This is a genomic window from Bradyrhizobium sp. 35 (assembly GCF_023073215.1).
Classification (GTDB): Bacteria; Pseudomonadota; Alphaproteobacteria; order Rhizobiales; family Xanthobacteraceae; genus Bradyrhizobium; species Bradyrhizobium canariense_D.
Window position 1 is genome coordinate 1 of sequence record NZ_JADPJC010000084.1, and the last position, 4,979, is coordinate 4,979.

The window sequence follows — 4,979 nt, forward strand, 5'->3', positions numbered from 1 at the left end:
CCGTGGTTGTCGACGCCGTGAACTTCGAAGACATACTTCGCCAGATCTAGACCTATCCGAACGACCTGCATAACATCCTCCTTCGCTGCAGTTGACGCTCGAGATTCCACCGCGGCAAGGGCGGGTCCATACCATTGGCCCCCGACTTGCAAGGATTGGCTTGGGCAGCATGCTCGGATCGCTTGCGCTCATATGTCCGGCCTACGATTGGGTCTGCGACCACTGGCCAAGAGATGGGCTTCGCGAACAGTGAGATCCAAACACGAGAACGGCATTTGCTGCCGGTGAACCGAGCGGAAACTCTCCCTGTTCGGCTTGCGCCGATCACACCACCTCTTCCTATCCTGCAAGTTCCAGCCTTAGCATCAGACACGGTGCTGACGCCAAACTTTGCATTTCGTTCATGCCTATATCGGTGTTGCCATTGGAACTGCCTTGCCAACGGGTCGATAGCGCTCCCCGCTGATCATCAATTTCCAAGCGATCCGAGCCATCTTGTTGGCCAATGCTACCGCGACGAGTTTTGGTGGCTTCCGCGCGATTAAAGCTTTTAACCAAGGCCACATCCTGCTGCCGCCCCGGCGTAGGTCGCCGATGACCGCGGTAGCGCCTGCGACTAAGACGCTTCTTAGCATCTCATCACCGGCGCGCGTGATAACACCGAGCCGGTTCTTGCCTGCCGTCGAGTGGTTTTTTGGCGTCAAGCCGAGCCAGGCCGCAAAGCTTCTTGCCGGCTTGAAGCCGCGCGCGTCTACGACCTTTATTGATAGCAAAGTCGCGCCGATCGGACCAACTCCTGGAATAGCCGCCAGTCGTCGGCTCATCTCGTTACCCCGATGGAGTTGCATGAGCTTTTTGTCGAGCGTGGCGATCTGATCATCAACACGTGCCAGTTCGGTCGCCAACGCCTCCACCAACTCCATTGCCAATTCGGGGACTGTCGGGCTCCGAATATCGATCAGCGATTGCTGAAGCCGCGAAAGCCCCTTGGGCGCGGTAAAGCCGAACTCTGCGGCGTAACCGCGGATCGAATTGGCGAGCTGGGTGCGCCTACCGGTGAACTGGGTACGCACGCGCGTCAGCATCTGTGCGCCCTGTTGCTCGGGACTTTTGATCGGCACAAAGTTCTTGCGCAATTTGGGTCGACTCGCCGCCTCGCAAATCGCCTCGGCGCCCGCAGCGTCGGACTTCCCGCGCTGTACGTACGGTTTGACATATTGCGGCGGGATCATCGCCACCTCATGCCCCAGCGATCGCAGCTCCCGCGCCCAATAGTGCGATGCTCCGCAAGCCTCCATCGCGACAAACGCGGGCGGCAAACGACCGAAGAACGCCAGAACCTGACTGCGTTTCAGCTTACGTCGCAAGACCGGCTGCTCCATCCGGTCAACGCCATGCAATTGAAATACGCTCTTTGACGTGTCCAAACCGATGCGAACAATTGTTTCCACGGGCGGCTCCTTCTTTGAGGTCATCGACGACCCATCCTGCCACGCAGACCGGCGGAAGGGGGCCGTCCCCCCCAACACGAGAGGCCGATGCGGCGGAGCTGCCGGCGCGCAAGCGGACGAACTCCGCCAAGGCTTGAATCTCAAGACCCAGATTTCCTCGCGCGCATGCGTCTGCGGGTCGTAGATCCTGATCTGAAGCAGGGGAAAACGCTTCCTTAGTTATTCGCCACCCGCCATCATGCCGTAGTCGCTTTCCCGTCATGTTCCGGAACATTTCTACGTTGCGCAGCGTGTAGATCAGAATGGCATAGGATTCGCTTTCGGCCTTCTTCTGTTTGGTGCGCCTCGGCAGATTCATGCTCGTCTCCAGCGTCGAAGCGGCGTTCAACATAGACGACCGGGGCGGCGGTGGACAACCGACGATCCGATCTGCCTTGTTCAAAGCCGCAAATCCTCCGGGATCCCCTTCACAATTCACCCCTGAAGAGTCAGAACTCACGCTGGAAGAGATCGTGCGCGACCCGCCCCGCCCGCGTCAGGCGCGGTCTGAAAATCAGCGACCGTACCTTGCTTCATCGGGTCACATGCCCATCCTCAAGCCACGCACATTGAGTCTGCTGTCCAAGTGCGAGCGTCGCCCTCCCGGACAAGCCTCATCATTTCCACCTTCGCGATGTTCTACCTCGCCCACCGGGCATTGACCGTCTGAAAGCGGGTTCTCCCGATTCCCGGAATGACGTATCTGTATTAGGTCGTCATGCCCTCGCCTATTGGTGTTGCCATCTCGTTGTCGGCCTGCCTCATGCCGCGAGCGACAGCTTCAGTCGGCTATTTGACGGCGCGCAAGGCGGCGAAGGAATTGTTGCTTGGGTCTTTGACATGCCGCTGGAACATTGCCCAAGCGCCGTCAAAGATCTCCATCTTCTGTTTGATCGAACGCGCGACCGCGACCACCGCGTCGGTCCCCTGCCCAATCCGGAACCGGGGCGCACCGCCGAGTGTTTTGGATATTCTTTGCCGCTTCGGCGAGAAGCGTTTCCCAAGTGAAGCAGTCGGCACGTAATCCATGCGGTTACGACCTGTCGAGATCGGGTTCTCCAAAGAGAAAAGACCAAAGGACATGGTCATGAAAACGCTCTTTAACGTGCGCGGAGGCGAAGATGTGGGCGGCATCCCGTTGAGCGATCTAGATGTAAGCGAACCTAGCAGTCTGCTGAAAACTATGAAGCTGAGAGTTTTCTTGTCTTTGCTCGGTCGCTGACGGGGCGGAGCGCCGGAGGTTAGATGCCGTGTTCGGCCCGGCGCCGGGTTACCCCCCGGCGCGGGGTGGCTATGCGGCGAGCAGTTTTGGAATTCGGATCAGGTTTGGCGATCAGATTAAGCAGGAAGTCGGCGGCGACCGAGCGATGCCCCGATGTTTGGTCTTGCGCATGGTGCCATGCTGCTTGCCCCATCCGAAGATGCATTCGACCATCGCCCGGCGCGATTGCGACATGCCATGTCCCGACTGCCGCGTGGTTCGTTCGTCGATGGCGCTGTTGCGGGTCTTGCCGGTCTTGGTGACGGCCTGGTTCTGTGCCACATGCGGCGTCACGCCGATGGCGCGAAGATTGGCGACATGATCGGCGGTATCGTAGGCCTTGTCCTCACCGACCGTGATGCGATGGCTGGCAGCTTTGCGTTTGGCCTTCAGCATGACCTCCGAGGTATGGCGCTCGGCGGTGCCATTGGCATGCGTGACCCTGCCGGCCACCGCCAGTCCATGCCGGTTCTCCATGGTGTCGTGGCCCATATAGCAAAGCCTGGCCTCCCGTCCGGCCGCCTTGCGACAAAGCCTGCTATCCGGGTCGCGGGTACTCGCGTGAGTGTCGTTCTTGCGCTTCTGGCCGTGGAAGTTGGCGCCGTCATCATCGTCGCCGCTGCCGTCCTTGGGGCGAAAGCTCTTCTGCGAAGCCCAGGCTTCGATCAGCGCTCCGTCCACCGAAAAATGCTCGTCCGAGAATAGCGGCTTGACCTGCGGATGGTTCAGAAGCCGGGTCATGAACTTCGTGAACACATCGCAGTTCTGCAGCCGTGCCCGATTCTTGGTGAAGGTGGTCGGGTCCCAGACCGGATCGTCCGGCGACAGTCCCACGAACCAGCGATACAAAGATTGTAGTCCAGTTGCTCCATCAACTGGCGTTCCGAGCGGATGCCGTAGAACACCTGCAGCAGCAAGGCGCTCAGCAATTGCTCTGGAGGGTGCGTATTTCGGCGATGGTGAGCGGCGATTTCAGGCGATCGTGAGCAGCTGATTCGCGCGATGGTGAGCAGCGGCTTTGACCGGCATGGGTGATTCGTTCAGGGGTTTGAGTTGGCGTCAAGAGTTTGATTGCGGGCGTTCTGCTTTCGCATGCTTTCTCCGGAGAGTTGCAGACGGTGAGCGTTGTGAACGAGGCGATCCAGGATGGCGTCGCCAAGAGTTGGGTCGCCGATAACGTCGTGCCAATGTTCAACAGGGACCTGACTGGTGAGGATGGTGGAGGCGCGACCGTGGCGATCATCGGGGATCTCCAGAAGGTCGCGCCGTTCGGGCGGATTTAGAACTGACAGGCCCCAATCATCGAGGATCAGGAGTTGAATGCGGCCGATGGTTTTGAGCACCCGGCCATATCGGCCGTCGCCGCGAGCCAGGGCAGCGCTTCGAACAGGGCGGGACGCGGTGATACTGGACCGAACGATTGTCGCGGCAGGCTTGTGGCCGAGGGCGCAGGCAATCCAGCTTTTGCCGAGCCCGGTTGCCCCTGTGATGAGCAGGTTCTCGTTGCGGTCGATCCAGTCGCCGCCGTCGAGTCTGGCGAAGACGCTGCGGTCGATGCCGCGCCTGCGCAAATCGACGTCTTCCACGTATGCGCTCTGGCGTAACGCGGCGAACTTGAGGTGGGTCGTGAGACGTTTGGTGTCGCGCTCGGCGGCTTCGCGGTCGACGAGAAGCCCGACGCGCTCCTCGAACGGCAGGGCGTCGAGGTCCGGTGATCGTCGCTGCTCCTCGAAGGCTTTGGCCATTCCGGTCAGGCCAAGCGTGATCAGCCGTTCATGGGTGGGGTGTGTCAGCATTGGAGTCTCCCTGGTTCAGTGGAAATAGCCCTGAGCGCGGATGTTGCCGTGCCGCAGGGGCTGGTGGTCGGACGTCTCGTCGAGGAAAGCGCGATCGAGCCCGCTCTTGAGGATCGAACGGATCGAGGCGACGGACGAGCCTTGATGAGGATGCCGCGTCGGCAGGCGGCATCGACGCGCGCATTGTCGTAGCTCTTGGCCGGCGACAGGATACCGAGGCAGGTGCGAAAGCCTTCCTCGCGGTGCGGCCGGGCTTCGATGACGACCTGGAAGAACGCCGCGGTCGATGGACCAATCTTCTCGCCGGCGGCGATCAACCCTCCCGGCGTCCAATTGCCGTAGCGGCGGTGGGCGCTGGGCATATGATCGGCAATCGTGGTGTGGCCGCGCCGGTTGGGCGCACGGGCGTGGCTGGCGATCCTCTGTCCCTTG

The 4,979-nt window shown here is 60.6% G+C and carries 4 protein-coding genes and 2 pseudogenes; 1 reads left to right on the top strand and 5 read right to left on the bottom strand.

Going from position 1 to position 4,979, the window contains the following annotated elements:
* Window positions 1-407: 407 nt before the first annotated feature.
* Window positions 408-1,451 carry an IS110 family transposase gene (locus IVB36_RS18830; protein ID WP_247392720.1) on the bottom strand — a complete coding sequence of 348 codons (1,044 nt, stop codon included), beginning with the start codon at window positions 1,449-1,451 and terminating at the stop codon, window positions 408-410.
* An 828-nt stretch (window positions 1,452-2,279) separates the two neighbouring features.
* Complete coding sequence (locus IVB36_RS18835; RefSeq protein WP_247392718.1) at window positions 2,280-2,579, bottom strand: hypothetical protein; 300 nt, start codon at window positions 2,577-2,579, stop codon at window positions 2,280-2,282.
* Between IVB36_RS18835 and IVB36_RS40145 the strand changes: the two genes are divergently transcribed.
* Window positions 2,578-2,712 carry a hypothetical protein gene (locus tag IVB36_RS40145; RefSeq protein ID WP_256467264.1) on the top strand — a complete coding sequence of 45 codons (135 nt, stop codon included), beginning with the start codon at window positions 2,578-2,580 and terminating at the stop codon, window positions 2,710-2,712. The genes IVB36_RS18835 and IVB36_RS40145 overlap by 2 nt on opposite strands.
* A gap of 111 nt (window positions 2,713-2,823) precedes the next feature.
* Here IVB36_RS40145 and IVB36_RS18840 read toward each other — a convergent pair.
* The 3 genes and pseudogenes from IVB36_RS18840 to IVB36_RS18850 form a co-directional block, all read right to left on the bottom strand.
* A pseudogene (locus IVB36_RS18840) lies at window positions 2,824-3,704 on the bottom strand (IS5 family transposase); the annotation flags it as partial.
* A gap of 87 nt (window positions 3,705-3,791) precedes the next feature.
* Window positions 3,792-4,547, bottom strand: coding sequence for an IS21-like element helper ATPase IstB (istB, locus tag IVB36_RS18845; protein WP_247392719.1), 756 nt, complete (start codon window positions 4,545-4,547; stop codon window positions 3,792-3,794).
* A gap of 15 nt (window positions 4,548-4,562) precedes the next feature.
* Window positions 4,563-4,979 (bottom strand): annotated as a pseudogene (locus tag IVB36_RS18850) (IS21 family transposase); the annotation flags it as partial.

What these genes read in the sequence shown, in the direction of transcription:
- istB (WP_247392719.1), bottom strand. Translation starts at nt 4,547, where the DNA reads ATGCTGACACACCCCACCCATGAACGGCTGATCACGCTTGGCCTGACC.
- IVB36_RS18835 (WP_247392718.1), bottom strand. Translation starts at nt 2,579, where the DNA reads ATGACCATGTCCTTTGGTCTTTTCTCTTTGGAGAACCCGATCTCGACA.
- IVB36_RS40145 (WP_256467264.1), top strand. Translation starts at nt 2,578, where the DNA reads ATGAAAACGCTCTTTAACGTGCGCGGAGGCGAAGATGTGGGCGGCATC.